General features: G+C 43.8%; 22 protein-coding genes and 2 pseudogenes. 8 read left to right on the top strand and 16 right to left on the bottom strand.

The window, feature by feature from the left end:
* A pseudogene (locus tag QUA00_RS11925) lies at window positions 1-194 on the top strand (ISKra4 family transposase); the annotation flags it as partial.
* Here QUA00_RS11925 and ltrA read toward each other — a convergent pair.
* From ltrA to QUA00_RS11910, 3 genes and pseudogenes are all read right to left on the bottom strand, one after another.
* Window positions 179-1600: a group II intron reverse transcriptase/maturase gene (ltrA, locus tag QUA00_RS11920; protein WP_333409745.1), complete on the bottom strand. Its 1422-nt coding sequence runs from the start codon at window positions 1598-1600 to the stop codon at window positions 179-181. The pseudogene QUA00_RS11925 and the gene ltrA sit on opposite strands and share 16 nt — an antisense overlap.
* A gap of 704 nt (window positions 1601-2304) precedes the next feature.
* Window positions 2305-2835: pseudogene (gene iscB, locus QUA00_RS11915) on the bottom strand (RNA-guided endonuclease IscB); the annotation flags it as partial.
* A 384-nt stretch (window positions 2836-3219) separates the two neighbouring features.
* The gene (locus QUA00_RS11910) at window positions 3220-4272 is read right to left on the bottom strand and encodes a Gfo/Idh/MocA family protein (RefSeq protein WP_015178266.1); all 1053 of its coding nucleotides are present in this window, start codon (window positions 4270-4272) and stop codon (window positions 3220-3222) included.
* Window positions 4273-4778: 506 nt separating this feature from the next.
* Here QUA00_RS11910 and QUA00_RS11905 point away from each other — a divergent pair.
* Window positions 4779-5453, top strand: a complete 675-nt coding sequence (locus QUA00_RS11905) for a PEP-CTERM sorting domain-containing protein (RefSeq protein ID WP_333144012.1) — start codon at window positions 4779-4781, stop codon at window positions 5451-5453.
* A gap of 272 nt (window positions 5454-5725) precedes the next feature.
* Here the strand turns inward: QUA00_RS11905 and QUA00_RS11900 are convergent, their stop codons facing one another.
* From QUA00_RS11900 to QUA00_RS11885, 4 genes are all read right to left on the bottom strand, one after another.
* Entirely contained in the window at window positions 5726-7063 is a 1338-nt protein-coding gene (locus tag QUA00_RS11900; RefSeq protein WP_333144011.1) for a PrsW family glutamic-type intramembrane protease, read from the bottom strand.
* Window positions 7064-7240: 177 nt separating this feature from the next.
* On the bottom strand, window positions 7241-7441 hold the full coding sequence (locus tag QUA00_RS11895; RefSeq protein WP_199292547.1) for a hypothetical protein: 201 nt from the start codon (window positions 7439-7441) through the stop codon (window positions 7241-7243).
* Window positions 7441-8001 (bottom strand): peptide deformylase, encoded by a 561-nt coding sequence (gene def / locus QUA00_RS11890; protein WP_333144010.1) that lies wholly within the window; start codon window positions 7999-8001, stop codon window positions 7441-7443. Before def ends, QUA00_RS11895 begins: the two co-directional genes overlap by 1 nt.
* Window positions 8002-8097: 96 nt before the next feature.
* On the bottom strand, window positions 8098-9324 hold the full coding sequence (locus QUA00_RS11885) for an RNA-guided endonuclease TnpB family protein (protein ID WP_333409743.1): 1227 nt from the start codon (window positions 9322-9324) through the stop codon (window positions 8098-8100).
* Between the two features lie 175 nt (window positions 9325-9499).
* On the opposite strand from QUA00_RS11885, the gene QUA00_RS11880 reads away from it, so the two are divergent.
* Complete coding sequence (locus QUA00_RS11880; protein ID WP_333409742.1) at window positions 9500-10012, top strand: DUF1648 domain-containing protein; 513 nt, start codon at window positions 9500-9502, stop codon at window positions 10010-10012.
* Window positions 10013-10391: 379 nt separating this feature from the next.
* Here QUA00_RS11880 and QUA00_RS11875 read toward each other — a convergent pair whose 3' ends face one another.
* Together QUA00_RS11875 and QUA00_RS11870 are read right to left on the bottom strand one after the other, a co-directional pair.
* Window positions 10392-10847: an aspartyl protease gene (locus QUA00_RS11875; protein WP_333409741.1), complete on the bottom strand. Its 456-nt coding sequence runs from the start codon at window positions 10845-10847 to the stop codon at window positions 10392-10394.
* A gap of 64 nt (window positions 10848-10911) precedes the next feature.
* Window positions 10912-11367: an aspartyl protease gene (locus QUA00_RS11870; RefSeq protein ID WP_333409739.1), complete on the bottom strand. Its 456-nt coding sequence runs from the start codon at window positions 11365-11367 to the stop codon at window positions 10912-10914.
* Window positions 11368-11487: 120 nt separating this feature from the next.
* On the opposite strand from QUA00_RS11870, the gene QUA00_RS11865 reads away from it, so the two are divergent.
* Entirely contained in the window at window positions 11488-12780 is a 1293-nt protein-coding gene (locus QUA00_RS11865) for a pentapeptide repeat-containing protein (RefSeq protein ID WP_333409738.1), read from the top strand.
* A 182-nt stretch (window positions 12781-12962) separates the two neighbouring features.
* Complete coding sequence (locus QUA00_RS11860; RefSeq protein WP_333409737.1) at window positions 12963-14018, top strand: mannosyltransferase family protein; 1056 nt, start codon at window positions 12963-12965, stop codon at window positions 14016-14018.
* A 37-nt stretch (window positions 14019-14055) separates the two neighbouring features.
* On the opposite strand, the gene QUA00_RS11855 is transcribed toward QUA00_RS11860, so the two are convergent.
* Window positions 14056-14679 (bottom strand): TenA family protein, encoded by a 624-nt coding sequence (locus QUA00_RS11855; RefSeq protein WP_333144004.1) that lies wholly within the window; start codon window positions 14677-14679, stop codon window positions 14056-14058.
* 165 nt (window positions 14680-14844) lie between these two features.
* Between QUA00_RS11855 and QUA00_RS11850 the strand changes: the two genes are divergently transcribed.
* Together QUA00_RS11850 and QUA00_RS11845 are read left to right on the top strand one after the other, a co-directional pair.
* On the top strand, window positions 14845-16782 hold the full coding sequence (locus QUA00_RS11850) for a hypothetical protein (protein WP_333409736.1): 1938 nt from the start codon (window positions 14845-14847) through the stop codon (window positions 16780-16782).
* A 56-nt stretch (window positions 16783-16838) separates the two neighbouring features.
* Window positions 16839-17804, top strand: coding sequence for a glycosyltransferase family 2 protein (locus QUA00_RS11845; RefSeq protein ID WP_333409735.1), 966 nt, complete (start codon window positions 16839-16841; stop codon window positions 17802-17804).
* 113 nt (window positions 17805-17917) lie between these two features.
* Here QUA00_RS11845 and QUA00_RS11840 read toward each other — a convergent pair whose 3' ends face one another.
* Both QUA00_RS11840 and QUA00_RS11835 read right to left on the bottom strand, forming a co-directional pair.
* Window positions 17918-19024 carry a glycosyltransferase family 4 protein gene (locus QUA00_RS11840; RefSeq protein ID WP_333409734.1) on the bottom strand — a complete coding sequence of 369 codons (1107 nt, stop codon included), beginning with the start codon at window positions 19022-19024 and terminating at the stop codon, window positions 17918-17920.
* Window positions 19025-19110: 86 nt separating this feature from the next.
* Window positions 19111-20502 carry a condensation domain-containing protein gene (locus QUA00_RS11835; protein ID WP_333409732.1) on the bottom strand — a complete coding sequence of 464 codons (1392 nt, stop codon included), beginning with the start codon at window positions 20500-20502 and terminating at the stop codon, window positions 19111-19113.
* Between the two features lie 1078 nt (window positions 20503-21580).
* Here QUA00_RS11835 and QUA00_RS11830 point away from each other — a divergent pair.
* Window positions 21581-22012, top strand: coding sequence for a hypothetical protein (locus tag QUA00_RS11830; protein ID WP_333143998.1), 432 nt, complete (start codon window positions 21581-21583; stop codon window positions 22010-22012).
* Window positions 22013-22564: 552 nt separating this feature from the next.
* On the opposite strand, the gene QUA00_RS11825 is transcribed toward QUA00_RS11830, so the two are convergent.
* The 4 genes from QUA00_RS11825 to QUA00_RS11810 all read right to left on the bottom strand — a co-directional run bounded on the left by QUA00_RS11825 (window position 22565) and on the right by QUA00_RS11810 (window position 26092).
* Entirely contained in the window at window positions 22565-22765 is a 201-nt protein-coding gene (locus QUA00_RS11825; RefSeq protein WP_333143997.1) for a hypothetical protein, read from the bottom strand.
* Between the two features lie 298 nt (window positions 22766-23063).
* Window positions 23064-23846, bottom strand: coding sequence for a hypothetical protein (locus QUA00_RS11820; RefSeq protein WP_333143996.1), 783 nt, complete (start codon window positions 23844-23846; stop codon window positions 23064-23066).
* A 165-nt stretch (window positions 23847-24011) separates the two neighbouring features.
* Window positions 24012-24941, bottom strand: a complete 930-nt coding sequence (locus tag QUA00_RS11815; RefSeq protein ID WP_333409731.1) for an LD-carboxypeptidase — start codon at window positions 24939-24941, stop codon at window positions 24012-24014.
* Between the two features lie 179 nt (window positions 24942-25120).
* The gene (locus tag QUA00_RS11810) at window positions 25121-26092 is read right to left on the bottom strand and encodes an IS110 family transposase (RefSeq protein WP_333409729.1); all 972 of its coding nucleotides are present in this window, start codon (window positions 26090-26092) and stop codon (window positions 25121-25123) included.
* Between the last annotated feature and the right edge of the window lie 337 nt (window positions 26093-26429).

The raw sequence follows: 26429 nt of genomic DNA, 5'->3' as shown, positions 1-26429 counted from the left end.
ATCGCTGCCGAATAGTTAATTACCAATACTACAAAGAAGAATCCATAAGTTCGATTGGTTCGGGAACAATTGAATCACTAATTAAACGCATTGGATTAAGGGTGAAAATATCGGGAGCGCAATGGAAGATTGAGAACGTTTCGTCTATCCTTGCTCTTCGCTGTGCTTATCTCAACGGTCAACTTTCAATTTGATGTATTTGCCAAACTGAGATGCACCCTACCCACTTCCTGTTATCTATTGACTTCCATTCTTTTGAGGATTTACCACTATGACGTTTATGACGGCAACTAGCCCATCCTCTGAGTTGCTTGTAAGTGATGAAGTCAGCTTTTTGGAATGTATCTTTGCTTGACTGTCCTCTGTAATAGTTACACCACCCCCTTATGACCGGGTTTAGTCTAGATATTAAGGCTGCTTTGGGAGCATTCTTATGTCCTTCTATGATGATGCCTATTTTTGATGTCTGCAACTTTAGCGCCTCTTTGGATGGGGTGATGATGGTTTTATAACCGCGCTTTGACGCATTTCTTCCTACCTCGAATTGTCTGATATTAAACCCAAGGAAATTAAACCCTGTTGTTGTGTTCAGGGTATGTGTGATTTGCGTCTTTTCGGGTTTTAATTCCAAACTCATGTCTTTTAGCCAGTCTACTGTAATCTGCTGACACTTTTGGACGATTGCTATATCTTCATGTAAAACCACAAAATCATCGGCATATCTGACTACTCCAAGGGATGACCTTTTATCCTTTTTACCCATTGTTTTACCATTGGGATATCTGAGAGTGATGGTTTCTATGTATTGGAGTAGCCTCTTCTCTAACCCGTGTAGGGCAATATTTGCCAGTAGTGGCGATATCACGCCTCCTTGTGGTGTTCCCTCAAGTGTTTGGCTGGTTACTTTCTTTTGCTTGCGGTTAGCGTATCCGCTCCAGTCAATCACCCCCGCTTTCAACCAGCACTTGATTAGGCGTCTTATGGTGGGGGATGTATTCAGTTTTTTCAGCAGTGCCTCGTGGTTGATTCGGTCGAAGCATTTAGCTATATCAGCATCAAGTACCCATTTTGGTTTTTTGTTGATGCTGGCATATATTGCTTCTATCGCATCATGACATGAGCGCCCTGGTCGGAAGCCGTAGCTATTAGGTTCAAACTTAGCTTCCCATTCTGGCTCTAGAGCAGCTTTTACTAAGGCTTGGGATGCCCTATCGTGCATTGTAGGGATTCCTAATGGGCGTTTTTCTGTCCTTCCAGGTTTGTCAATCCAAACTCTTCGGACTGGTTTTGCTTTGTAGGAGTAATTTAATTGCCTCAGTTGGTTTGCAAGTGCCATACGTTGCTTGGGGGTTAGACTACTTACCCCGTCTACGCCTGCCGTTTTCTTGCCCTGATTTTCCTGAGTCACCCTTCGCACGGCTAGCATTCTAGCCGACTTCGACTTCATCAACGTTTTTTGCAGCCTGCGGACTGTTCGATTCTCTCCACGTTGAGAGGCTTGATAGATTCGCTTTTGGAGCTTGAAGACTGTCCGCTCTAGCTTTCGCCAGTCGGTTATCTCCCATTCCACAGTTGTCTTGATTGACTCTGTATTAGACATTTGAACTCTGAATCACAACTCTATCTTCCAAATCAATGTGTGAACGTCTGCGTATCCCTCCTATTACGCGAGGGCTTTAGCTTCTTTCACAATCCCACTTTTACATATCATGCGGTTAGCAACCTGCTCAGGTATCGACCTCACTGAGAGATATATAAAAGTTACTTCGTTCCTAATGACCATTTGTTTGAGATTTTAGAGCGGTGCTATCCACCGAGGTTGTGGGAAGTGCTTGCTAAACGACAAGGTACCCGTTTAGCTCCCTTAAACCTATGGACTTTTGTCACTCCCAGTGTTGCCTCATGGCTTCAGTCTGTTTTCACTGGTTATACCTAACGATGGTTAGTAGCACCTTCGCTGTACGCTGCTCATAATCTCTTGCTAGAGGGGATTATCAGGCAGACTCCTGGCTTACCCTCATTTTTACTACCCCTTGCACGAATTACCTGTCGGATTGCTAGTCTGATGGGCTTGGGTAGCGCTTTCAACTCAGCACCTAAGCGGTAGGACTTGTTATTATGGAGGTCAACTTGTTATGGCTTATCTCCAACCTGCTATCTTTGCTTTTGGCTCAGCAGGGACTCACCTACATGGTCATTAAGTTGTCAAGGTTCTTAGTTTCAGTCAATACAATAGACTGAGAGCCTTGCTCTCCATACACTTCAGGCGGCTAAACCTTCCATTTTCGGAGAAACGAATCGCACTCCTTGCTGATACATAACACCTGAGATTTCAGGGTTTTGCATTAGTTGCAAATCGAATCGCACTAGCTCTTGAACAATGCTGGCAATGGGTGCAAATCGAATCAACTTGCGAACCCATGTGAGTGTTGTTTCGACCCGATGCTGTAAGGATGGAGCTAGCCAACCATCAGGACGGGTGCGATTGAGGAATCGTGCCTGACGATACCGAGTTTTGCGATTGCGTCTTCCTCGCCTGAGTTGGCGACGAGACAGCAATGCTTCTTTAATTTGTTGTCCTCGATGTTGTAGTTCGGCTCCAAAGATTATCTTGTCGCTCTGCTGGAGGGCAATACCAGTAGTTTTAGAACCTGGATCGAGTTTGAGTTCTAACGGCTTAGGACTTGCGTCAACCTCTTTGTTCAAAATTATCGTAAAGGGAAATCGCCTGAAAACAGATGCTTTACCTGCGTTAAGTAATGAGCGCCCTACTCCTGGTTGACAGGGTGATAGCGGTCGCCCTTTAGTGTCTCTAACAAAAATAAAATTAGACATTTTTGCGTCTCTTCTACTTGCGTGTAATGTTAGCCTCGGCAATGTTTAATGAGCTTGTTCGGCTAAAAGCACTGTCTTAACCCGTTAGAACTGTTTAACTTTTAGCGACAGGGCAACGAACTGGCTACGCATTCGTTGGTGTCATGACTCACAAAACGGAGTCCTCAAAGGACTTAGCCAGGGGAAGGTTTGGCTTGTTCCATCCCGCTCGAAGAGCCGGACAGTCTATAAGCCCCTAGCTTTCGCTATGGGGTTCCTGACGCCGAATTGTCCAATCTCAAATCGACTGACATCGAATCCGGTTGCATGGGAACAGTTACCGTCTTCAACGAACAACAAACCCGAACTGTAAAAGCACCCGGAAACGACACGATTTGTCTCGATTTAGCTAACTTGCAAAGTAGACTCTAGCTCTTTCGGATACCAAGCTTGACCGTCGAGAGCCATTTGCTCGATCGAACTCGCAAGCCGCAGAGCTTTGAGAGCTTGTTCTCCTCCCACAGAAGGCTGATTTCCACCCCGCACGCAATTAATAAAATGCTCCAATTCTGCGTGGAGCGGTTCAATATTGCTGGTGTAAACTTTCTCGATCAACCCATCTTGACGGTAAAGCACCTGACCGTAATCCGTCACGTAATTGGCGGTTGTTTGCCGGTGAATCAAGATTTCGTTGTTGAGAAAATCTGCCTCTGTCAGAGAATTCTTGCAGTGAGCCACGATTGAACGGAGTTTGCGGTGCGTCACCTTACTGGCAGTCAGGGTGGCGACAATGCCGTTAGCAAAGTTCAACGTCGCTGTCACGTAGTCTAAATAACCTGAATCTGAGGCCCTGCTGCCGCTGGCGGTCAGCTTCACCACTTGGGAATCTGCCAATTCCAAAAGCAAGTCGATGTCGTGGATCATTAAATCCAAAACTACCGATACGTCGTTAGCCCGCTGGGAATAGGGACTCATCCGGTGAGCTTCCAATGCCAGTAACTCTTCAGTTTTCAGCACTTTGCCAAGTTCCTGAAAAGCTGGATTGAAGCGCTCGATGTGACCCACTTGTAAAATCCGGTGGGCCTCAGCAGCCGCGTTGACCAAAGATTCGGCTTCGGCAATGCTAGCCGCGATCGGCTTTTCAATTAAAACGTGAACACCCGCTTGGAGACAAGACATCCCCACAGGGTGATGCAGGCGAGTTGGAACGGCGACGCAAACTGCATCTACGTGGGCGAGCAAATCTCGGTAGTCTTCAAAGAAGCGAACCCGGTATTTGCTTGCTACATCTATTCCCCGCTCTACATTTATGTCTGCAACACCGACGAGTTCGATATCTTTTAGCAAGCTCAGAACTCGCGTGTGATGCTGGCCCATATTGCCAACCCCAATCACCCCAATGCGGAGGGGTTCGGGTTGACTTCGCTGGGCGAAAACGTTTGCGTATCCCAATGACATCCTATCTAGCACTCCTGGATTCTCCTCCACCACCACAGGAATCAAGCCCCTTGGCTTCCCTCAGCTACTCACAGCCATCCAGATAGTACCACAGTCAAACTATTTGTGAAGAATTTCTAAGTTCAGTTGCGATTATCGCATCAGGCCATTAAGCAGAAGCGAATCATACACAAGGGCCGAATACTGGGACAAAAGGTCTGGAAATTGCGTATTGACAAAATCTATTAAATGTGTATCAGCCTTGGGACGATCGTCCGCAGCATCGCAACAACACAAACCCGTCGAAATATTTGGCGATTACGATCAAACATTTTTCTGGTTTCTGTTCAAAAGTAATAGTGAAAGTAATAAATTATACAAATACAACAGATGACTTATCCGTATTACTTCGGTTATTTACATTCCGCAATCTTGGAATTCAAAAAAATTTACTTTAAGAATGCGGATAATTACGGGCGATCGCTCACTCAAATAAACTAGACTTACGTAAAGCTTAATAAAAAACAATGTGTCAAAAACAAAGGCTCAGATTAGGAAGTGCGATCGCTAGCACAATTTTAAGTTGTGCAGCGCTGTCATTAGCAGGAGTAGACCAAGCACAAGCAGCCGTCCTCACCTACTCTTTCAATATGGCACATAGTCTAGGTAACGGTTTTTTCAAGGTGAATAACTCCTCGCTTACAGGGATAGGATTGGAACAAGTTGCAGTTTCCGAGGGAAGATTCAACCCTTCTCTCATTGTTAACTATCTGGGACTAGAAGGCAAAAACTACTACAATTTGGCAGGGGCTACAGCTTTATTTTATCAAGGCGATTTTCGCGGACTGCAAGCACGCGGTGAGGACACTGCGACGAGAGAAATAATTATTCCTCCAGACGAACCATATGGACCTTTTTACGTCAAGTATCAGGGTAACGCATCTTGGTCTATAGCTTCGGTCGAGGAGTTCTCTTATAGGTGGATATCTGTTTTCACGGGGTATAGGGAGCTATATAGTATAGGCATAAACCCAGGCAGTGTAAATCTAGTTGACAAAGTGATAGCTTCAGATATCTCTGTTTCCTACGACCTAATGAAGACCGAAGCCGAACCAGTTCCCGAACCAATCACCGCTGCAGGGACTGCTTTAGCATTGGCAGGTTTAAGCTGGTTAAAACACAAGAAAAAAATGGCAGCTTGAAGTGCGATCGCACCTTAACAATTAAGCAGTCAGAAGCATTGGTAACAAGTTAAGACTTAATTGCATTTGTCAATCAGTAATATTACTCAAAAAACTGCTTTTTTAAGAGTGGAAAATTCACGATTTGAGAGAAAGTACGTATAAATATCATGGGAGGCATGATTCCTCAACCGCCCAAATCTCAGTTTTATGCCCAAATCCGAGTAAATGTTGAGCATAATTGCTGATTGACAAATGCTTTCTTAGCTTAAATTGTTACCAATGGTCAGAAGTCACTTTTCAGAAAATATTCGAGTTGCAAAATTTTGCTCTCGATTCGGAGACAGAGCTCTGGCTTTCAAAATCGCGGCTACCAAAAACGCATAGGACAAAACTCCCACCAACGCCAACAAAAGTACGCTGGCGGCTCCCGACGCATTCCACAAAGCGTGAAGTGCCGAAGCGCTGAAATAACCTACGCCCAAAATTTGCCAGCGCTTCCTGGGTTTGAGGGCGCTCAAACCGATAAAATATCCCAAATAGCCGCTGTAAGCCATGTGTCCGGCGGCGGAACCCAAAATGCGGGGAATTAGCAACTGCAATCCTACTAATTGTCCGGCGTCCGGCCCTGCTTGCAGGGTGACATTTTGGATGACATTGGGAACGTACTGTCCCAGAGTTTCTAACAGTGTAAACCCGACTGCCGAGGCACTTCCTAACAGAATTCCGTCTAAAGGTTCCCAAACGCCGACTCGATCGCGCCAGGGATTTTTCAGCCAATTTCCCAGCAACATGGCTCCCAAAACGGGCAGGGCTTTCAGCAATTCTTCCATCAGACCCGCCCCGAAAAACATTCTGGTCAAAAAAGGCAAAAAACTGATTGTTTCGCCTTCGATTGGCAGGCGACCGGGCAAAATTTCTCTAAATACGAATATAAATCCAATTAATAAGGGGCTGCTCAGAATCAGGACTGTAGCTAAAGCCGAACCAAGCAATACCCACCAAGGCTTGTGTTTGCCGCATAGTTGATAGATAAAGTAGTAAGCCGCACCGGCGAGGTAAGCTGACAGCAGCAAGTTGAATGCTGCGGAATTTCCAACGGCGACAAACATCGACACGACAACAATAACTGTGGCGATACCTGGATATAAGTAAGCTTTTTGGCTTAATTGTTTGCCAGTGGAGGCGATCGGGAATAATTGAGTTAAAGTGAGAGCGTCTTTTTCGCTACCAGCAAAATTGCCCGTTTGTGGTGCTCTTAATCCGGGTTGATTTTGGTAAGGGATTACGGGAGATTCAAATATAAATTCAGGGCCGTCAATACCGAGACTGATGCGATCGCCTGTTTCTAAAGTTTGGCAGCCAGAGAGCTTTTTTCCGTTGATATAAGTTCCGTTAGCGCTGTTGAGGTCGCAAATTTCCCATCTCGTCAAAGTACCCTGAGTTAGGGGACGGATCAGGGCGTGGCGACGGGAAACCATGCCGTGGGCGATCGACTCTAAAGCTATTTGACAATTGCGATCGCGTCCGATGACCCATTCCCCTTCTTCAGAAAGTTGGTACTTGGATACTGGGGTTTCCAGAGCATCTTTGGCTGGCACTTGTCGCAGAAATCCGATTTCATTAGTCATGAGTTATGAGTCATTAGTCATTAGTCATTAGTCATTGGTCATGAGCTCACGAGCTGTTAGCTGATGTTATTTTTGAGCAATCTTTATTCCACAGTTATTGGTTGTTAGCTGCTGACTAATTACTAATTACTAATTACTAATAACTGCTGACTAATGACTAATGACTAATAACTCTGCTTATAGATTTGCCCTGGCATCCTGAACGGCAGCATAGAAAAATATGCCAGTTAGCGGTACGCTCAGGGCGAGGATGATGCCCGTGACTAAATTGCCAAGTTGAGCTTCTCCCGATGACAGCTCAAAGATGGAGCCGACTGCCGCGATCGCAGTGATGCACGAAAGAGCTAATAGTAAACCACTTTTCGGAGTTCCTGCCATCATACTGATTTTACTGCCTTTGGCGAAAATTTCTGCTTGACTAATGCTTCATTCAGTGCCAGCTTGTTTTCTACTCTGTCTACAAACAGCACTCCGTTGAGGTGATCCATTTCGTGCTGAATTGCCCTCGACAGTAAATCTGTTGCTATCAGGGTTTGTGGGCGGCCGTATTCGTCGCGGTAGGAGACTTCAATGACTTCTGGGCGTTTGACTTCTAAATAAACTCCCGGAATGCTCAAACACCCTTCTTGCAAGATGCAGATATCGCTGCTGCTACTTTTGATGGTGGGATTGATCAAAACCATTGGGGGTGTGGCGGGGTTTTCCGGGTCGCAGTCGAGGACGATTACTTGTTTGTGGACTCCGACTTGGGGGGCTGCCAAACCGATGCCATCCGCACTGTACATGGTTTGCAGCATTTCTCGGACTAGCTGCCGAATTTCTGCATCGACGCTTTTGACGCGCTTAGCTGGCTGCCGCAGGACGCGATCGCCTAATGTGTGTATTGTTAGGGGCGGTTTTTCTAACTTTTTCTTTTCAATCAAGACCTGAGCCGTCATAGAACCTCGCGGGATGTTTGGAAACCCCCAACGAAAGCTGTTGGGGGAGGAAATTGGAACCAATACTATTATTTCCAATATTAATCTAATTGTGAACTACCCAGCGCTGATGCTATCGCATACAGCGTGGGCTTCTGTCTTCGTAGGGGAGTGCCTCAGATTGGACTTACGCCCCACCTTTGGACTTACCTCCCCTCCAACAGCAGAAACGGCCGTTCCATCCGTCTTTAGCATTCTGATACCTTCATTCCTGATATTTGTTGCAGCATTGCCATCTCTGTCGTGATGAGTGCCACAGTGAGAGCAAGTCCACTCGCGCACATCTAGAGACATTTGCGAGACTTGATGCAAACAAACTGAACAGGTTTTGGAGCTAGGGAACCATCGATCAATTTCTACTAACTTACCGCCTGTGCGGTCTAATTTGTAGCTCAGGAAATTGACAAACATTCCCCAGCCAGCATCAGATATAGCTTTAGCTAAGCAATGATTACGAACCATGCCTTTAACATGAAGATTTTCTACTATGACAACTTGGTTTTTGTTGACCAGATTTGCGCTGAGTTTATGCAGAAAATCATGCCGACTATTGGCTACCCGTTCGTGTACCTTAGCCACTGATTTTTTAGCTTTTTTGCGAGAATTACTACCATCCTTTTTACGCGCTAATTTTTGCTGCTTACGCTTGAGATTTTGTTGATATTTTACAAAATGTTGAGGATTCTCAAACTTAGAAATCTTAGTGCCGTCGGCAACGATCGCAAAGTGTTTTAATCCTAAGTCAATCCCAACGATTTTCCCAGAGGTAGAAATTTCTGGATTTTCACCTTCAATCTCAAATAAAATTGCAGCAAAGTATTTACCCGAAGGGTTTTGGCTAACTGTGACAGTTTTGATTTTTCCGTCAATCGGTCTATGTAATTTTGCTTTGACTACTCCAAGTTTAGGGAACTTGAGTTCAGAGTCAGAAACGACTTGAACATTTTGGGGGTATTGAATCGACTGCTTATGCTTTTTTGACTTGAACTTAGGAAACTGAGCTCTTTTGTCAAAAAAGTTTTTATAGGCAGTCGTGAGATTAAGCGTAGCCGCCTGTAGCACTTGACTGTAGCAGTTACTTAACCATTCATATTCCTTTTTTAGTGCTGGCAGTAAAGCATTTAATGCAGATTGTCCCAGCCCTTTGCCAGTCTCTTGATAGACTTCAATGGACTTATTAAGCGCGTAATTCCACCACCAACGAGCGCAACCAAAACTCTGTGCCAGATGCTGGGACTGCCGATCGGTAGGGTATAAACGAACTTTGACAACTTTGCGTAGCATTTACTTACTGGTAATTGCTATTAATAGTAAATATTATATCAAAGGTTTTGCCGATCTGCAAAGATCGCAAAGCGAACAAGTGGGCATCGAACCCACTTGTTCTGTACGCTTTCATCCCGGCACTCAACGGACTACCATTAGAGTGCGGGACTTCCCGCTTGTTAGTTAAGTAGCCATGACTGGAAACGCACCAAACCAACGGCCGGTTATTTCTCTGGGGCTTTCCCCTGTTTTAGTGGCGGTAGAGCTTTTAGGTGCGATCGCGATTTTGCTGGCTGTTTTGCTCATCGTCAAGTTTTGGGCGGTTTTGCCCGATCGAATTCCGATTCATTTCGGCTTGGGGGGGGTGGCTGATGCTTGGGGCGACAAGGTGACGATTTGGATCGTGCCGGCTGTGGCTGCGATTATTTTTGCGGTTTTAACTGTGGTATCGCGCTATCGGCATACTTTTAATTATCCGGTACGGATTACTTCTGAGAACGCTCACCGGCAATATCTGTTGGGGCGAGGCCTTTTGGTTTGGCTGAAGGCGGAGATTTGCTGGCTGTTGGCGTTTGTGGTGCGACAGCAAATTCTTGTCGCTTTGGGCAATGCTCAAAGGTTTAGTATGGAGTTGCTTTTAGGGATAATTGTTTTGATTTTAGGGACGGTTGACCTGTATTTACTCAAGGCTTATTCGGCTCGCTAGATGTAGGGCAAAAAACTTATTACATATACCCAAAAACTAAGTTTTTTGAGCATTTTTTAAACCGCAGTTAATAATATATAACCTCTCAAAATCAATATTTTTTTAAGAATGAGGAATAAATTACTCAATTTTTTTCTGAGGAGTTTAGTCCTCACTACAAACATTTTTGAGGGCGGGTAATTGACCAAGAATTTCTTGATGGTACCCGCCACGTGATGTATCCGTGGAATCAATCCAAAATCTAAAATCTAAAATCCTCAAGCCCCCGAATTTATCCGTGGGGTCAATCCAAAATCTAAAATCTAAAATCTAAAATCCAATGACTGGAGATGAGAGGGATCACAGGCGAGAGGTTTGTGCTACGGTAAACGCCGATCGACTAACCCATCAGATATGTTTGCTGATTGTTCATCGGCAATACTCGCAGCCGTTGATTTTTCAAATCGGGTTCTAATCCTAGTTCTTCCATTGGAATCACGCCCAGCAAAACAGCAGAAACGCCTTCGGGCAATTCTAAACAATCAAATCTCCCTTCTCTCCCTTCTACAATAATTTGAGCGCCGGCAAAAATTCGACCTGTTGTGATGCCAGCCGATGTTTCTACATCTCTTTCTCCTACTTGTTTTAAACCGATTTGGCTAATAATGAGAGCTGGCAGGGAAAGCAGTGTCGCTCCGGTATCGACAATCACCTTATCGATCGTCACAGAGCGAACTTCCTCAGCAGAAATGAATCCCCGTTCAGCCATAACTAGATCGATGAAATTCGTGACGGCGATTGTTGTAACAACGTGACCCCTTTGTTTTTCTTGCAGATTGGGGAGTACGAGTGTCATAATTATGTTACCTCTTTGAGTGGATTTTATGGTACATCTTTGGGCTGTTTCGTCCGCTCCAATATTAAACCATCAGATATGTTTGTTCTTCATTCATCGGCAATACTCGCAGCCGTGGATTTTTTAAATCTGGTTCTAAGCCTAGCCTTTCCATCGGAATCAGGCCCAGCAAAACCGCATCAACTCCTTCGGGCATTTCCAGGCAGTCAAACACTGCTTGTCGCCCTTCAAATTCCAGCATAATATCTTGAAAAATCCGCCCTTTTCTGATTCCCGCAGCAGTTTCTACATTGGTTTCTCCAAGCTGGCTTAAACCCAACTGGCTGATAATGAAAGCTGGTAAGGCAAGCAGAGTGGCTCCGGTATCTACTAAAACTTTATCGAGAGTTAATGAACGAATTTCACCCGCAGGAATGAACCCCCGCTCAGCTAGGACTTGATCGATGCGATTCGTTACGGTGATTGTTGTAAGAACTTGACCCATTTGTTTTTCTTGCAGATTGGGGAGTACGAGGGTCATAGTACGTTACCTCTTTTGAGTGTAATTAGTGGAGATTTCTATTGTAATATTATCTAGAATACTGCTAGGTTAGTTAAAATCGTTTTAGTGATCGGCTAAAATTAGAATTTGCCTCAACGCATGACACCAGAAAACAACTCTTCTCAACCCAATCGCCCTGAATCTAACGTGACTGTAGAAAGTCAGAACGGTGCGAACCCTACTGTGCCACCAGAATCAGGGACAATCGTCGCTACTGCTGAACCCGAAAAACCGGTGCCACCGCCTCCAACTCGCAAGGTTTTTCTGCCCCAGCAGCCGGAACAAACGACTGCTGAGAAGTCGGGGGCGGCGCTGACGCTGGGGTTGATCGCAGCGATGATTTTTGGGCTCGCCAATGACAACATTTGGCTGGGCTTAATTGGCGCTGTCGGTGCGATCGGCGTATCGCTGCGGCTGATGTGGCCGAGTTGGGGCAAAATCTGGGCGCAGGTAATTCCGCCGACTTGGCGCACTCTGATCGTCGCCTGCTTCGGGCTTTTAGCTGGGATTGTTGGCTTGCTGATGCTCAGCGGTAGTAATACTGAACCGGGAAGCCGCAACATCCAAATCAACTGGGACGCCATCGGGGCTCTCGGCGAGTTGATCGGCGCTTTGGGCCAAATTTTGATCGCAATTTTGGGCGTTTACGTGGCTTGGCGGCAGTACGTGATCTCGAAAGATTTGACGATTCAGCAAAATCGAATTACGCAGCAGCAAACGATCGATGCTTATTTTCAAGGGGTTTCGGACTTAGCCCTTGACGAACAAGGGTTTTTGGAAGACTGGCCGCAGGAAAGGGCGATCGCAGAAGGCCGCACGGCTGCGATTATGAGCAGTGTAGATGCTGAAGGTAAAGCTAAAATTCTGCGGTTTTTGTCGCAGTCTAGATTGGTTACTCCTCTGAAGCGCGATCGGCTTTTAGGCCGCCCCATCTTTGACGGCGACGGCGGCTACGCTGAAGATAGAGAGCACGGTATCCGCGTTATCGATCTCAATGTCATGTTAGCGGGTGCTGACCTGGCTGGCACCGATTTGCGGTGGACGGATTTGAGCGAAGCCAACCTCGTCCGCGCCAATCTCAGCAAGTGCGATTTAGTGAAAGCCAACCTCTCGCGCGCTGTCTTGTACGACGCCAATCTCGCTCGCGCCGACATGAGAGCAGCCGCATTATTCTACGGCTCGGCACAAACTGCATCTCCCCGCAGCCGTACCGAATTTCCCAACTATCAAACGGGGGAACATACTGGCGCTGTGGTTGAACGTGTTGATTTCACCGGTGTCAAGCGGCTGTCGGAGGAGCAGCGCTATTACTGCTGCGCTTGGTGCGGCTCGAAGTCGAGAGAGACTATTCCCGGCGGCTGCGAAGGGATTCCCAATAAACTGGGACGTTAAAATTAGCAGTACGGCTGTACTTGCGTATATATTTGGCGATCTCGCTGGCAGCGGACTATACTTGAATTCTCAATCTACAGTCTTGCGCTGTTTTAGGGATGACAAATACTGATTTAGGGTTAGAAGTAATTGGGCACCGTCCGCGCTCCAAAAGCAGGGACGGGCTAATTTTTGTAATTGCTATGTGGTTTCTGAGCCGATCGGTAATTGCGATCGGGATGCAGATAATTGCTCCTTTAGCCTCCCTCCCGCCAGAGGATTGGGCCCCTCTAAGTTTTGCCAGTGGCTTCCTTCCCAAAAGTGGCTGGGAACTGTTTTCGCACTGGGACGGTAAATGGTACGTCCAAATCGCTAATTTAGGCTACACCTATGCAGATGACGGGCCGAACTATTCTGTGGCTTTTTATCCCCTGTTTCCTTTGCTGATGCGTGGGTTGACGAATCTGGGAATGCAAGTGGAAGTAGCAGGGGTACTCATCAATAGTTTGGCCTTTCTGGGTGCCTTAGCCGTGGTCTACTTTTGGGTGGAAGAGCGATACGATACTGGTGCAGCAAAGTGGACAACTGCTGTGCTAGCTTGGTGTCCGTTCTCACTATTTTGCACTGTCATATATACAGAAGGATTGTTTTTGTTCTTGACAGCATCGGCTTTACGAGCTTTTGAAAGGGGCGAGTATATTTGGGCGGCTTTTTGGGGAGCTTTGACGACTGCTACTAGAGGGCCAGGAGTAGCCCTGATACCTACTTTTTTGCTGACAGCTTGGATGGAAAAAAGACCTCCCCTCGCTTATGCTGCGGGTTTTGGTAGCGCGATCGGGTTTTTTTCATTTATTTTATATTGTGCTATTAATTTGGGAGATCCTTTAGCATTTATTCACATCCAAAAACACTGGCCTCAGCCTACTTGGTGGGAGATATTTAAGGACTTGTTCAGTTTCAGCTTGTCCGGTGCTACTAAAGTTGGGATGGTTTTGGGCGGTGGCTTTTTGTTGTGGTATTTACGAAAAAGGTTGAGCATTACAATCATTTGCTTCGGTTTTTGCTCTTTGGCCCTGCTGGTTACTTCGGGAGCTTTACACTCGGTAGAGCGCTACGCTTACGGTATTGTGCCACTGTCAATAGGTGTTGGCTTGTTATTGGCGGATAGGCCTCGTTGGGGTTACGGGTTGATGGGATTGTTTGGTATATATCTGCTGCGCTTTTCCGTGAGATTTGCTAGTTGGCTGTGGGTAGCTTAGGGGCGATCGCTCTTAATATCTTTTGCCCAAACTTAATTTACTCTATTTCCCAAGCTGCCTGAAAAAAGTCTCTTTCGCACAGCATGGCGTAGTGATAGGTTGCTTCTACTTCCGGCGTCGCTTCGGCGTAGCGATCGACCAAACTTTCCAGCCGCTTTGCTAAAATCTCAAAATCCGGGCTGCTATAGGTGGAAATCCAGTCCCTAAAGGCGTGTTCCGGTATATTAGGTTTAGCTAGCTGCTGTCCCAAAAAAGCATACAACCGCAAGCAAGGAGTCATGGCGGCTACTGTCAAACCTACACCACTGCCCCAGGCTGTCGCTAATAAAAAATCTGTGTAGCGGCGGGTAGCAATTCCCGGTTTTGCCTCTTGCAAGTTTACACCCCATTTGGCTGCATATTTTTGATGCAAACGAAGTTCTTCTAAAACGCCGCTACCGAGATTGTGGAGAATTTCAAACCCCTCCCAGTCGGGTGCTTTTGCCGCAGCGATACTGTAAGCGCGAGCGAATGCTCCCAGAAAAAATGCGTCTTGTGCAACGTAATAGGCAAAACTATTTTGGGGCAGGCTGCCGTCAGCAATGCCTCTGACAAAGGGATGTTGCAGACAAGCTTCGCTTAAGTCTTGATTGGCTTGCCAAAGATAGTTAGAATTAGCCATGATTTGTTTATCTCTCCGTTATGATGGTAATTGTTAGAGGACTTACGCAAACCACATGGTTTATACTATAAAACAGTGGGGAAAGACAACCAGGAATTAACAATAAAACCTGGGTTTTAGCCTTCCCGCGCTGAGCGTCCTGTCTTAAATTCAGGCTCCCAATCTATGATAACAGATATATTCGGCTTGATTCCATTGGTGGCTCTGGGCATTTTGTTTCTCATATTTCATAAAATAGATAATTGTTGGCGCAGCGCTATTTTGTCCGCAGCAATTGTGGCGGGAGTTATTGTTGCTTTATCTACTGAAATTTTTAGTTTATTTAGGTTGCTGACTTTTGAGTGGGTGTTCGGGCTGTGGTTGGTAGTAGATATTCTGTTGTTGATTTTTTATCTAAAATTTAAAATTGTCCAGCCAATTGTGGAGAAAAATCAAGATGAGAAATTTCCGAATTTCTTACTGGGGTTGCTAGGCGGTGTATTATTTATTTTTGCTGCGGTGGGTTTGATTGCTGTAGTTGCACCGCCTAACAATTGGGATTCTATGACTTATCACATGAGCCGGGTTGTGCACTGGATGCAAAACCGTAGTGTCGAGCATTATCCTACTTCTTATGTGCCACAGTTGTATCACCCGCCTTGGGCTGAGTTTGCGATTATGCACTTTCAGATTTTAAGCGGGGGCGATCGCTTTGCTAATTTGGTACAGTGGTTGAGTATGGTGGGAAGCGCGATCGCAGTTTCTTTAATTGCTAAGCAACTGGGCGCTAATTTACGCGGTCAAGTTTTTGCTGCTGTTTTTGCTGCGACTTTGCCAATGGGTATCCTCCAGGGTTCTAGCACTCAAAACGATTATGCTGTATGTTTCTGGGTAGTTTGTTTTGTTGGCTGCGGTTTAGCAGGACTCTCCGCAGGAATTACCGGGTTTAATACTTTTAAAATTGGTGCTAGTTTGGGTCTAGCTCTCTTGACAAAAACGACAGCTTATATATTTTGTTTGCCTTTTATTGTTTGGTTTATTGTAGGAGGAATTAAATCTTTTCGGGGGAAGATGCTGCCACCAATTTTGATAATAGCCACGGTGACTTTAGTTTTGAATATCGGTCACTTTTGGCGAAATTACGATTTATTCGGTTATGCGATCGGAGCACCTCAAAGTTTTACTAAAGAATATAAAATAGAAGTATTTACCCTGCCAACTTTTCTGTCAAATGTAATTAGAAATTTAGGTATGCAAGCCGGTACGAGGATTTCCCGAATTAATGGTATAATTGTGGGAGGTATCAACCTCCTGCACAGAATATTGGGCGTAGCTACAAACGACCCGCGCATCACTTGGCCTCCCGGACAAGTATTTGCGATCGCTACACCGTCATTTAATGAAAACACAGCTACAAATCCCATTCACTTCTGGCTGACACTTGCCACGATCCCACTTATACTTAACACCCCAAGTTGGAGAAAAACAAAAATAGTATTAACCTATTTAAGTGCTGTAATAATGGCATTTTTACTGCTGTGTCTTCTGCTGAAATTGCAGCCTTGGCACAGCCGACATCACATGTCAATATTTGTATTATTTTCCCCACTATTTGGATTAGCCGCATCGGAATTATCAAATCATAAAATAGCGAATTATCTGGTCGCCATTCTGATTGTCATGTCGCTACCTTGGATTTTTTACAACAACTTTAGACCTCTTCTGGGAGATAGTAACATTTTTAATAGCAGCAGACACGAGCTTTACTTTGCAAGTCGGCCGAACATCGAGGTTGCTTACAATACAGCAGTAGATTTTGTTAAATCTAAAAACTGCACGAATATAGGACTGTCATTTTGGGCTAAAAATGTCTGGGAATATCCCTTGTGGGTAATGTTTGCAGAGTCGGGAAAACCAGCACCTCGCATCGAGCACATTTCCACTATCGATCCTGTTGTCCAGCAAAAGCTCAACTCGGAACCTTACAAAAGTTTTACCCCTTGTGCCATAATTTACTCAGCTACAAAAAATGACGACCGACAAGGAAAAGAGATGGTTGTAAAAAATCAAATTTACCTACAAAAATGGTCAATGGAGCCACTAAGTGTATTTGTGAAAAAATAACCTTTGGATTTATTTGATTTAACAGTTGAAAACCTGATTCCCCTAAATAAACTGCGATGAACGATAGACCTAAGTATTCCTTGATAATTCCCATCTATAACGAGGAAGAAAATTTAGCTGAACTTTACCGGCGAATTAGTGCCGTGATGGCTCGAATGGACGGCCCAGTAGAATTAATTTTAATCAATGATGGCAGTCGCGATCGCTCTCTCGAACTTTTGCGAGAATTGCACGAAAAAGACTCGCGAATTTGTTACCTCAGTTTTGCGCGCAATTTCGGTCATCAAATAGCTGTAACTGCTGGTTTAAACTTTTCTAGAGGTCAAGTTGTAGTCATCATGGACGGCGATTTGCAAGACCCGCCAGAGCTAATTATGGATATGGTAGAACAGTGGCGGCAGGGCTATCAAGTGGTTTACGCTCAGCGCACTCAACGCCGTCAAGAAGGTTGGCTTAAGCGGTTGCCGGCTTATATGTATTATCGCATTTTGCGCCATCTTGCTGATGTTGATATTCCGATAGATACCGGAGATTTTTGTTTGATGGATAGGTGCGTGGTGGACGTACTGAATGCCATGCCTGAACGCAACCGCTACATTCGGGGATTGCGCGCTTGGATTGGTTTTAAACAAACGGCAGTTAAGTTTGAACGCGATCCGCGTTTTGCTGGCGATGTTAAGTATACCTTTAGTAAATCTTTCGCTTTGGCGATGAACGGTTTAGTGTCTTTTTCAAAAGTTCCTTTGCAACTGTCAATTTATTTGGGTTTATTTTCGGCTTTCGTGTCTGTTTTGATGGCTTTTTTGGTTTTGTATTGGCGTCTTTTCTCTCCTGGTTCGGCATTAACTGGTTTGACAATTGTGATTATGGCGGTTTTCTTTTTGGGTGCGGTGCAGTTGGTGAGTATTGGGATTTTGGGTCAGTATGTGGGGCGGATTTACGAGGAGGTGAAGGATCGGCCACTTTATACGCTGGCAGAAGTGGCGGGTTTCGAGCCACTACGTCAAAAAAATGGTAAATAAGCAGGACTTTTTTACTATCTTGACGGCCTAAAGATAGCGGTTGTATGGTGGGTCGGCTGAATCACCTGAACCCTGAACCACATTCAAAATGCGGGTTGTGGATTCATTATTTTCTACTTAATTTCAGCCGATATAAACTCCTGATGCCATTGTTGAGCGACTCTATCCCAGCCAAATGAATCTTTAAGTTCTAATGCTTCCTGTCTTAAAGAGTCTTGTTTCTCAGGATTTTTTAACAAGTCAATCACTGCTGCAATAAAAGCATTATTAGTTTCCTCATCCCCAGCAGGCCCTTTAATTCGGATACCTGATTTCACAGTTTCATCTAAACCTGCATAAGTTGTCACCACCGGAACACAACCAGCAGCTTGCGCTTTCCAAGCACTAATACAGAAACTTTCAGGTGTATGACAAGGATAAACCCATACTCCCGATTTGAATAATTCTTCAACTAATTCTTGTTGTCCAATTCTACCATGTTCATAAACATTTTTCTGGTTGAAAAGACGCACTAATTTTTGCTTTTGAACTGGTAATTGTGGAAATTTATTAATTAATTGTGAATTAATTAAAGCATCAACCACTTGCCAACCGTAAAAAACATGAAACTCGGCATCTGGTACTTCTTTGATAACTTTATCCCAGTGTATAAGTAAATGTTCAATACCTCTTGTATAATCACTAATCGAAATTAGCCTTTTGGGATTTCTAGCAATTCCTGTTAAATTGAAATCTTCGAGATTAATCCCATTGGTTGTTAAAAAAATCTTGTCTTCAGGAATCCAGTCTGGCAGCAGAGATTTATGAAAAGTTGACAACATAAAAAGTTTGTCAAAACTTGCCAGAAATTCCACACGCTGAGACTCTTCTAAAGGAGGAAATAATTGCGGGTTATCGTGCATCCACACCGCAGTTTTTCTGGCTTTCACTTTCATTAGCATAGGTTGTGTCCAAGCCCGATGAAAGATTAAGACATTAAAGTTATCTTGGGGATTAAATTTATCAACAGACTGATAAACTACTCCATTATATTCCCCTTCCATATCACCGCATCGATTAAAAACAGTAACCGCGTAGCCTAACTTAACGAATTCTTGACTTAAGTAAACGATCGCTTCCTCGCTTCCGCCAATACCTTTATTCACAGATAAAGGAGACCAATCTTCTACATGAAAGGGAAAATTTGAATAAATTACAAGTGACTTATTGTCCCAGTTCATATTATTTGATTTTTACCATTTGTTGACGTAAATATTGTAGAATAAACTTATATTTTTGTCAAATAAATCCCAGAAATTAAAAGAGTTTAATTTTGTGTGACTGACTCACACAACATTGTTAACGTCAAATTTGGATTGATACACACTTTTTCTATGACTGTCATCACATCATCAGCAAATAACTGTGCTGTTCGATCGCTGATTACAGGTTCTACATAAATAAAATTGCAAAATAACTGCTCGTTTAGCGTGAGAACACCTAACCAAAAACAATCACCACTAATATGTTGAGGAAAAGCAAAGTAGAATTCCTTAACCTTTAGCTTATCGGCTTGATGCCGGAATTGAAATTTGCCTCTATTAGAAATTGCAAAAAGATTATTTCTTCCCATAGTATCTTCTTTACTCAAGATAGACTTAATCACGAGTTCCTTCATGGAATCCATGTCAAGATTACGTAATTTACCTTCTTGTAGTCTAGTTATATGGACACCGCTAATTAAAGAATCATGTATTTGGGATTTACATTCTCTAGCTAAATCCCAAAAAGATGTATTTGGCTCAACTAACTGATTAAAACCCAGCACAGATATAAAACAACCTAGATTTTGGTCTGTGATTTCAGGCTCACAATATTTTCTCAAATTTACAGGTAAACCATAGGAGAAATTTGCCTGTGTATCTATTGATAGTAATTTACCAGCAGCAAATAGCATTGCCGCACACATAGCACCATGCACTGTGGTTTTTTGTTGTTTGCATTTATCAATTAGTATCTTAGTCTTTTCTTGACTAAGCATTCGCGGTAACATCCGAGTTAAACGTTCGTTAGCGGATGCTTGATGTTCAATAATTAATTGGGGTGGTAGAGAGGGTTGTTCAGTTGCGAGTGGATGATTTTCCCTTGGTTCTTTACTGGTAATATTATAAGTAACTAAATTTTCTATGGGCTGAATAAATTCTAGGGAGTCTACTTGAGATATATTCTCTCCATCCTTGATTTTTTGACAATAAAATAACAGGTCATCAATAAAGCGCATACATGATATGCCATCTACAATTCCATGATGAAAGGTAATAATCATTTCACAGGTATTTTGATTCTGAGGAGAATACAAAAGAGTTAGGCGACACAGAGGATTTTTCCCTAGTGTAAATTTTGTATGTATTTCTTTCTCGGCAAGTTTAATTGCTTCATTTTCATCTTTTTTGTATATAATTTGGACTGGAATTTCCGTTATTCCTGACGATTGAAAATATAATCCATCCTCAGACTCAACAATGTAAACTTGGAGCATGGGATGACGCTGTTGGACTAATTTAAGAGCTTGTTGAACAACATCCGGTGTTAAAATCCCTTCCAGATAGACAACATTTACAATTAGTCCACCTCCCACGTCATGGCCGAGCGCCATCCACATTTCTACCAAACCAAGTTTTCTGCTGAAAGATTTCATTTGGATTTTCTCTGATTTCAAAGTTTATCTACATTTATGCAATTGCTCAATTATCCAAAATTGAGTGGTTTGTAACAATACTCCGGACTATTTTTAAATAGGGATGCGATGCCTTCGGCAAGCAACGCTTACGCAATAAAGCACAGAAGCGAAAAAAGTGAGTGCAATCTGAACCCAAAATGAACAGAAAAAAAGGCGCTCTTTTAGGTTAAGCTATAAAATCACACAATCTTAACAGATTCCATTAGGAAAATTATGGAATCCATCTTACAACAAATGCCGAGGATTAGTCAACCCCAAAAGAAGTTTTTAATCACTTTATTCTCGAATATTTTGCTTATCCTTTTGTTTGGTCAACTTCACGAAGCTCAGTCGTTATAGTTGTTTGAGCGAAAAAACCTACCGTCGTCACTTTCTCAAAAGCTTTAACTTTCCACCATTTAATCAATATTTCCTCGAATCTGCCTTAAATACTGAACACACAGTCATTGCTGGTATTGAGTCTTTTTTTTTATAAAAACTGGCCAAAAGACTGACGGTAAAGCTTATTTTTATAAGGGTGTAGCTGGTAAATCGGAACAGGGGTTGGAAATTCCTGTAATTTCTATTGTCGAAATAGATAGTCGTTTATCTTATAGCTTAAGCCTACAGCAAACTCCATCACGCCCTCAAATAAAGCCCGCGAAAAACTGCCCCAAAATCCGAAGAATTGCTGGTCGAAAAAAAGTCGAAAAAAACCGGAATTTTCAAGTTCAAAGCCTGACATCACAAGAGTTGATGACTATGCAAAACATTTGAATAATACTCGTTATTTCTTCCCTAGTTCTGTACGTACAAATGGTCGCTGATGGCTATTAATATCGCTCTAAATTCTGGGAGGCTGTGCGGGAGTTAAATTTAAACTTTATTGGCAAGCGAGCGAGTTGATGCTAACTTACGCTATCTCTATAAAGGTGAACAAAAAAACTGGGAGCACCTCACAAATATGATGGTAAATTTAACTCTAGTGATTTGAGTCGTCTTAAATTTATTAAAAAAATAAAAGCGGGAGTTTCATTATATACATTGGTACTAGGCGAGTTGTTGTTTAAATTGCCAGATGAGTTTGGCTTGTATTTCTGAGGTTCAAGCCAAGGGAAATATCAAAAATGCGTTATTGTTTAGCACTGATATTCACCTGCTGCCTGAGCAAATTGTTGAATATTATCAGGCTCGTTTTCATATCGAATTTATTCTTCGTGATGTCAAGCAATTTACGGGATTGTCTGATTGCCAAGCTCGTCATTTACCGCGGCTTAATTTTCATTTTAATGCCAGTCTTATTGCCTTCAATTTAGCTAAACATCAACTCTCTACTTGTCATTCATCTGCCAAGTCTTTTGTGTTTTCAATAACCTCTTATAAACGTCTGGAATTCAATAAACACCTACTTTGTACCTTGATTGACAAGTTAGATTTAGACCCAGATTTGATTTTAAATCATCCTAATCTTTCTTCAGTCTTGTCTTATGGTAAGCTGTTCGACATTTAAAGGACAATTGTAGGGTGCGTCAGTACATAAGCGTTTCCCTTGTAAGCGTAAGTGTTCTAGCTGACGCACCTTACCTGGTTCGTTAGTTGTTTAAATGCGTAACAGCTTACTCTGGCTGCTTAAAAACTGTCGGGAGTATTGGCATAAGATATAATGAAGAAAGTTCTATAATGAAAATTAGCGCTAGGAAGTTATTTAGGCAAACAATCCTATTAAGGAATTAAAAATAAATAAGGTGACTAATAGAGCAATAGTTTACCTTGGAGCAAGGCTTCTGGGGTTTAATTGTACAACTTATATTATGTCCGGTCGATTCCCTCCGCTTCGCTTCGCCCGACATCAGGTAGGGGTTCCCCTCACCAACAATATCTGCCAATAATTTACAATCTCAAAAACCCGCCCGACCGGGATATTATGGTCAATCGATCGGACATGATATTATTGATTTTTCATTCCTAAGTCACGAAGAAGTCGCAAAGCTTGCAAAGCAAATTTATGAGAGCAGCATCCGCGAAAAAGTAGAGTCAGAAAACAATATTGGTAAAATGGTGATTATCGACACACTTTAGCCAATCCCGCTTCATACTCTGCATCGACTTCATCAAGTAGCGCATCTAACCGCCCATCCTCCAAATCGTTTTCAATTTGCCTATCCCAAACCTGTTGGCGATACTCTATCAGCCAAGTAGTGAGTTCGGATAGTTCCTTAACTGACAAGTTCATAATTGCTGTTTCAAGTTCTTTAACGCTCATACATTTTGCCAGATCATTAATATTATTAATATACCAATAATCCTGAACGCACGGGTAGTCATAAACCAGGTTTTTTCCGAAAGACGCGTTGCAGCTTACAGATGAGCGTGAAAAACCCGGTTATGAAGGTTAGTTGTAGATTATACAGAGCGACGCAGCCGTATGTATGGTGGGCCGCTGCGAGATTTTCGAGTTTATTTCTAGATTGTAAATAGCGACGTACCCACGGTATTTTTTAGGGTGCGTCGCTGTGACATTTTCGAGTTTATTTCTAGATTGTAAATAGGGACGCACCCTACTATCTCGTCACGCAGACTCCGCCCACCACTACCCGACATTGATCGCGGTCCGCATCAAATCTACTATCATTCCGCCTCGCCGAATCTAAATTTCTACTCCGCGAATTGTAGTAATAATCTCCCGCCGGAAAGTTTCTAGTCGGGACAGCGCAGTAAGTCGAGTCTTGATTTCCATCGTCAAACCTTACTCTCACCATAGAACGTCTCTCGCGACAATCAACAGACCGCAAGCCAAAATCATCTTCCAGAAGCTGTGCTCTGTCATATCGACCGTCATTTCGGCCGTCATCTCGCCTCGTGTACCAATCGTCCCGCGAATTGCGAGATCGTCTGTTGCCCCCATCAATTCCCGAAACTTCCAGCGTGTAGCTACCGCCCCTGGCTGCATCTTTTGCTAACACTAAAAGCTTATAATCGCCTGTACGGGGAATTTGATAATTAAAAGAACGGTCTAGCGTAAAAGCGACTTGTTTGTTGTTCCCGTAAAACAGCACCATGACGGGAGTAAAACCGCGACTTCTATCTGTATCTAAAAAAACTTCAATGTTGTCGCCTTCCCTTGCGCTGAATGTGTATTCTTGACCGCGCAATTCTTCCGTCGGAGTTCCGGGTGTCCACATATTTCGGAAACGGTAAATCGGGGAAGTGCGACGAATTACTCCGTCAATGCGATCGTTATTACCTATCTGTTCGCCAACCGCACTTGAGGAAATCCCGGTAAGTGCCAATCCCGTAACTAGGACTGCAGCAGCAATACTGTTTAACAAGTTGTGTGCTTTCATATCAACCTCTGGAAAATTTTAAAATCTTTTTGCTTTTTTTGTGCCGACATTTGCATACACAATCCATTTTAAATGTAATTTCTGCCAACCGTGTCAACCTCACCCAACCCGGCTATTTAGCGGGTGCAAAATCTCATGTTAAAGTTATAGACGTTGAGTCCTAATCTAAAGTTGCGATCGATCGCCACAAATCAGCAATCCCGATTCAGCGTCGAGACTCGCCATAATTCCCATTGGCAAAGCAGCGTTAACTCCCTCGTGCCCGAAGGGCAAATCCGAGACAATCGGAATATTCAAGTCCCCCAGTCGATCGCGCAAAACCTCTTCAATGCTAAAACTGGGAATACTCGGCTCAATCTCGCAGCGACTGAAGCGCCCCAAAGCAATGCCCCGCACCCCAGCGAAAGCCCCCGCCATCCGCCACAAAGTCAACATTCGATCGACCCTGTAAGGAGCCTCGGAAACATCCTCAAATGCGAGAATAACCCCGGTCAAATCCGGTTGATACGGGGTTCCGAGCAAATGAGAAGCCACAGTCAGATTCGCAGGAAACAGCCGCCCCGTGGCTTGTCCGCTGCCCCATCCTTTACCTTGCAAAGATTGTAAGGGACGACCTTCTATGCAGTCAAAAAGTCGATCGACAGACCAATCCGGTTCCGCAGCCAAAGTTGTCAGCATCGGCCCGTGAACGCCCCAAATCCCCAATTTGTCGTGATTCCACAGCAAAGCAGTAATATCTGAAAAGCCGATTAACCATTTCGGCGAATGGGAATCGGGAGTTGGAAATTGGGAATTTTCCGCCTTTCCCACATTTCCTTTTTCCAAAAGTCGAGTGCTGCCGAAACCGCCTCGAACACAGAGAATACCGCGACAATCCGGGTCATTGAGGGCATCTGCCAACTGTCGGACGCGGTTTTCATCGGAACCGGCCAAATAGCCCCAGCGATCGTCAAAACCCGGTGTTAATTCAAGTCGATAGCCACGGGATTTCCAAATTTCTACACCCCGTTCAAAGTTGGTTGATTCTCGCAAACTGCCACTAGGGGCAATTACTTTGAGCAAATCTCCTGGTTGCAGAAATTTTATGTTAGTCATTAGTTATTAGTTATATCGTGTTTTGTGAATCGATCGTAATTCTGTAGGGGCGGGTTTTACAGACAATTTCTGACTGAAACAGACCATCTCGAAAACCCGCCCCCACCCACCCATAAATACAAACCTACCTTTTCGGATTGGTGCATCGAGCGTAATTACGTAGATACTGTCTAGACAAGTCAAGGGGTAGCAAGTAAATAATTGGGGTCGAAAGGCTTTTGGGACTTTAAAATACCAAAAGCCAAATGCACCAATTTCCGCATCAAAGCACCAATCACCTGCATTTTGACCTGGACACGACCCAATAATCTCTCGCTCATAGCTTTGAGTAACGGATTGTGACGCATTGCCACTACCGCCGGCATATACAATGCTTTTCGCAGTCGGACATTGCCCGTGCAAGATAAACGTGTTTTGCCACGAACACTCGTTCCTGAAATGCGTTCACAGGGAGTTAAACCTGCATGAGCAGCTAACTGACGGGCGTTCTTATAATCCTCAATCCGACCAATTTCAGCTAAAAATACAGAAGCTGTCACATCTCCAATTCCGGGAATTGATGTTAAAAGGTCGCGCTGTTGTTTAAAATGCGGATGTCGGTCAAAATGGTCGCTAATTAATTGTTTTATCTGTGCTTGTTGTTGTTTGAGGTACTCCAAATGTTCCTGGGTAAGGGAAGCAACAGTTGCTGTGGCTGTTTCCCGACGGTTTTGTTCGGCAGTAAACATTTCCATTAAGGAATCTAGTCGTCGCAACAGGGCTTGTAATTCTTTAACTTCTGGTGCCGTAGGCGTCCAGAATGAGGGTTTAACAGCCGCACAAAAACGGGCAATCAGTGCTGCATCTACGGAGTCTGTTTTGGTACGCAGGAGTTCGCTTTTAGCAAACCCTTTAATCCGAGCTGGATTGACTATACTGACCTGATATCCGGCTTGGTAGAGAAATTCTGCCAAGGCTTCTCCATAGATGCTGGTGGCTTCCATGCAAGCATGAACTTCCTCAACACCAAGTTGTTTGAGCCAAGAATGTAAACTCTCAAAACCTGCGCTATTATTGGTGAATTTTTTGAGTTTGGTGCCACCACTTTCTTTCAGTAAAACGACATGAAAGTCTTTTTTACTGATGTCTATGCCTAAAACTTTGGATGTCATGGTTTGCGGATGCTCTGCGCTGAGTGTGAAAGAACAAAACAGGCAATAGAACTAACCTTGTAAATGCAGGCTTTCTCATGAAAACGAGAGCCTAAGATACCGCCTGTGTTTAGAGTGCGCCTGTCATCAAAAATGTCCGCTTATCTACACACCAGACTTGTTTTAGTCGATCGGGAAGGGCCAACTTCACCGATTGCTGATGTCCTTGACTACACTTTCTACTATCTCTCGATCTTAAAGTAAGAAACTTGAAGAGTTTCTTTATATTTCCTCGCTAACGCTGATGCTACCTACATTGGTTCGATCACCTACATCGGTTTGATCGAGAACATCGGTT

The organism is Microcoleus sp. T2B6, assembly GCF_036700475.1.
GTDB lineage: Bacteria > Cyanobacteriota > Cyanobacteriia > Cyanobacteriales > Microcoleaceae > Microcoleus.
Note: the sequence above shows the minus strand (reverse complement) of the source record. Positions and strands in the feature narration are given on the sequence as shown.